Annotated in this window: 3 protein-coding genes; 1 reads left to right on the top strand and 2 read right to left on the bottom strand. The window is 71.3% G+C overall.

Features of this window, described 5'->3' with window-relative positions; genetic code table 11:
• Positions 1-673: 673 nt before the first annotated feature.
• Complete coding sequence (locus tag ABZS66_RS43950; RefSeq protein WP_354768657.1) at positions 674-1,459, bottom strand: ABC transporter permease; 786 nt, start codon at positions 1,457-1,459, stop codon at positions 674-676.
• Positions 1,456-2,298, bottom strand: coding sequence for an ABC transporter ATP-binding protein (locus ABZS66_RS43955; protein WP_354768659.1), 843 nt, complete (start codon positions 2,296-2,298; stop codon positions 1,456-1,458). Before ABZS66_RS43955 ends, ABZS66_RS43950 begins: the two co-directional genes overlap by 4 nt.
• 69 nt (positions 2,299-2,367) lie before the next feature.
• Here ABZS66_RS43955 and ABZS66_RS43960 point away from each other — a divergent pair, with 69 nt between their 5' ends.
• Complete coding sequence (locus ABZS66_RS43960) at positions 2,368-4,341, top strand: protein meaA (protein ID WP_354768661.1); 1,974 nt, start codon at positions 2,368-2,370, stop codon at positions 4,339-4,341.
• Positions 4,342-4,390: the final 49 nt, after the last annotated feature.

The raw sequence follows: 4,390 nt of genomic DNA on the forward strand, positions 1-4,390 counted from the left end.
CGCCCTGCCCGCCCTGCCCGCCCTGCCCGCCCTGCCCGCCCTGCCCGCCCTGCCCCGACGCGCCGCAGCCCGCGCGCACACTCCCCGCATTACTCCGCGATCTTGGAGTTGTGGTCGCGGATTATGGCGAATTTCCGGCGAATTGGGCGCCGCAATCCAAGATCGTGGGACCGGTCGGACCCAGTGGCGGCGCGCGGTGGTGTCGCGGTTGCGGGGCGCAGTCGCAGTGCGCGGTGGCGGGCAGGCCGGGGCGGTGCAGGGGCCGTGGCGCAGGGCGGTGGTTGTGCCGGGCGGCGGCGGTGGTGCGCGGTGTGGGGTAGCGATGCGCGGCCGCGCGTCGTTGGCGTGCCTCGCGCCCGCAGTGTGCCGGCTTCCGGGCATCGGTGATCGCGAAAGGTTGTTGTCGCCTGGGTCGGTTCGCGGGCTGCGCCGTGGGTGGATTCGGCTTGATCGTGAAGAGTTCTTGCCGTCAGGGCGACCACATGTCTTCGCGTTCATGGTCGACGCTGGCAATGACTCTTCGTGATCATGGTTGCCGACGGTTCGGACTGTTCGTGTGCCGCTGCGGGTGCTCGACGCAACACCCCACCGAAGGCCGAGATTCGGCGCCCGGCCCGGCGGGCGAGCCGTCATCCCGTACTGGTCGGCGACCGGGTGGCTGGTCTGAGCAGAATCAGTCGCGTTCCGTCCAGCGGAAGGTCAGCAGGCACAGGACCAGGCCCGCCACGACCCAGCCGCCGAGCACCAGTGCGATCGTGCCGTGCTGCCAGGCGCCGCCGACCTCCTGTGAGGCGAACGAGTCAGGCAGGAACACCGAGCGCATGCCCTGGGTCATCCACTTCAGTGGGAACACCGCCGCGATGTCGCGCATCCAGGGCGGCAGTTCGGTGTACACGAAGAATACGCCCGAAATGAACTGGAGCACGATCGCCACCGGCGTCACCACGGCTGGGCCGCTGCGGCCGGTGCGGGCCAGTGAGGAGAACGCGATGCCGCACAGTGTGCATGCGGTGATCCCGAGCAGCGTGACCCAGCCGAACGTGAGCCAGCGGGCCGCCGTCGAGGGCAGGTCCAGGTCGAAGAACAGCGCGGCGGTCCCCAGCAGCAGCACCGTCTCGACGGCGCCGATGGCCAGCACCATGACGACCTTGCCGATGAAGTATGCCGTGCGGGGCATCGGGGTGCCGCGCAGCCGCTTGAGGATGCCCTTCTCCCGCTCCATCGGGATCTGGATCGCCAGCGACTGGAAGCCGGTCGACAGCAGGCCCGCGGCGATCATGCCGGCCGCGAAGTACTGCGTGAACGAGACCCCGGGCGCGATCTCGCCGCCGAAGACCGCGCCGAAGATGCCCAGCAGGATCAGCGGGAACAGCAGCGTGAACACCACCGACTCGCGGCTGCGCAGGAACTGCTTGATCTCCAGGCCGCCGCGCAGGAGGCCGAGCCGCAGGGTGTTCATTCGCCGGCACCGATCATCCGCAGGTACACGTCCTCGAGGCTGGGCCGGGCCACGGTGAGGCCCGGCACCTCGCCGCCGAACTCGGCGGCGAGCCGGGTCACGAGCGCGGTCGGCGTGTCGGTCCTCTCGCTGGCCGGCCCGCCGGGGCCGACCCAGCTCACGGTGGCCGCGCCCGCGTCGCGGTCGCCGAGCCGGTCCGGCGCGTCGACGGCGATGAGCCGGCCGCCGGCCAGCACGCCGACGCGGTCCGCGAGCGCCTCGGCCTCGTCCAGGTAGTGGGTGGTGAGCAGGATCGTGGTGCCGGCCGCGGCCAGGCCGCGGATCAGGCCCCAGAACTCGCGGCGGGCCTCCGGGTCGAAGCCCGTCGTCGGCTCGTCGAGGAACAGCAGCTCGGGCCGGCCGACGATGCCGAGCGCGACGTCGAGCCGGCGCTTCTGGCCGCCGGACAGTACCCGGGTGCGGTCGTTCTGCTTCTCCGCGAGGCCGACGCGGGCGAGGACCTCGTCGGGATCGGCGGCGTCGGGGTAGTACCGCGCGAAGTGGTGCACCACCTCGCGCGCCGTGAGATCGTCGAACTCGCCGGTGCTCTGCAGCACCACGCCCACCCGGCCGCGCCAGGCCGCGTCGGCGTGCTGCGGGTCGACGCCGAGCACCGAGACCTCGCCGGACGTCCGCTTGCGGAAGCCCTCCAGGATCTCGACGGTCGTCGTCTTGCCGGCACCGTTGGGCCCGAGTAGTGCGAACACCTCGCCGGCGTGCACATCGAGATCCACCCCGTCGACAGCCACAGCGCTGCGATAGCGCTTGTGGAGCCCGCGCACAGTGATCGCATCCGCCACGGCGTACACAGTAGTCCCGTGACAACTTTCATTGCCCGGGCGTAGTTACCCTTCAGTAAGGTGCTGGTCATGAGGCTCCCCGAGCGCGATCGTCCGTGGGTCATGCGCACGTACGCCGGCCACTCGTCGGCGGCCGCGTCGAACGCGCTCTTCCGGCGCAACCTCGCCAAGGGGCAGACCGGGCTCTCGGTCGCCTTCGACCTGCCCACGCAGACCGGCTACGACCCCGACGCCGAGCTCGCATCCGGCGAGGTGGGCCGGGTCGGCGTGCCGGTGGCGCACCTCGGGGACCTGCGGACCCTGTTCGACGGCATCGACCTCGGACGGGCCAACACCTCGATGACGATCAACGCCACGGCGATGTGGCTGCTCGCGCTGTACGTCACCTGCGCCAGGGAGCAGGGCGTGCCGATCGAGACGCTCGCCGGCACCACGCAGAACGACATCGTGAAGGAGTACCTGTCGCGCGGGACGCACATCTTCCCGCCCGGGCCGTCGCTGCGCCTGACGACCGACACCATCGCCTGGACCGTGGCCAACTGCCCGAAATGGAACCCGGTCAACATCTGCTCGTACCACCTCCAGGAGGCCGGGGCGACGCCCGTGCAGGAGGTTGCGTTCGCGCTCGCGACGGCGATCGCCGTCCTGGACGCCGTCCGCGACTCCGGCCAGGTGCCGCCGGAGCGCTTCGCGGACGTGGTCGCGCGCATCTCGTTCTTCGTCAACGCCTCCGTGCGGTTCGTCGAGGAGACGGCGAAGATGCGGGCATTCACGGCAATGTGGGACGACATCACCCGCGATCGATACGGGGTCGAGTCGGCGAGCGCCCGCCGGTTCCGCTACGGGGTACAGGTCAACTCGCTCGGCCTCACCGAGGCCCAGCCGGAGAACAACGTGCAGCGGATCGTGCTGGAGATGCTCGGCGTGACGCTGTCGCGGTCGGCGCGGGCCCGTGCGGTACAACTTCCGGCTTGGAACGAAGCACTCGGCCTGCCGCGGCCGTGGGACCAGCAGTGGTCACTGCGCATGCAGCAGGTGCTGGCGTTCGAGTCCGACCTGCTGGAGTACCCGGACCTGTTCGAGGGCTCGCACGTGATGACCGCCCTCGTCGCCGAGATCGTCACCGGGGCCACCGCGGAGCTCGACCGGGTGCTGGAGATGGGCGGCGTCGTGGCCGCGGTCGAGTCCGGCTACCTCAAGAGCGCGCTCGTGGCGTCGCTGGCCGAGCGGCGTTCGCGCATGGAGCGCGGCGACGACGTGGTGGTCGGCGTCAACCGGTTCACCGAGACCGAGCCGTCGCCGCTGACGGGGGCGGGTGCGATCGAGCAGATCGACCCGGCCGTCGAGGCCGCGGCGGTCGCGTCCGTGGCCGAGTGGCGCTCGTCGCGGGGCGACGTCTCGGGGCCGCTCGACCGGCTCCGCGAGGCGGCGGCCGGATCGGCGAACCTGATGGAGGCCACGTTGGCATGTGTCGATGCCGGCGTGACCACGGGAGAGTGGGCCGCCGTGCTGCGCGCGGTATTCGGCGAGTACCGCGCGCCGACCGGGCTGTCCGGTTCGGTGGCGCCGGCTCCGTCGGAGAATCTGGACAAAGTCCGTGAAAGGGTGCGGGCCACGGCGGTCGAGCTCGGCAGCGGCCGGTTGCGGATGCTCGTCGGCAAGCCCGGCCTCGACGGCCACTCCAACGGGGCCGAGCAGATCGCCGTGCGGGCCCGCGACGCCGGTTTCGAGGTGGTGTACCAGGGGATCCGGCTGACCCCGGCGCAGATCGTCGCGGCGGCGGTCGAGGAGGACGTGGACCTGGTCGGCCTCTCGGTGCTCTCCGGTTCCCACCTGGCCGCGGTGGCCTCGGTGCTGTCCGGGCTGCGCGCCGAGGGCCTGGCCGACGTGCCCGTGGTCGTGGGCGGCATCATCCCGCCCGACGACGCGGAGGTGCTCCGGTCGTCGGGCGTGGCGCGGGTGTTCACGCCGAAGGACTTCGCCATCACCGACGTGGTGAACGAGTTGGTCACCGTCGTCCGCGAGGCCCACCACCTCGCTTAGGCCCTGTCCTGCCGATCATGCCGGCCTGCGACGGGCCCAGATTCCGCCT

Origin of the sequence: Dactylosporangium sp. NPDC005572 (assembly GCF_040605515.1) — a bacterium.
In the GTDB taxonomy this organism is placed as follows: Bacteria; Actinomycetota; Actinomycetes; order Mycobacteriales; family Micromonosporaceae; genus Dactylosporangium.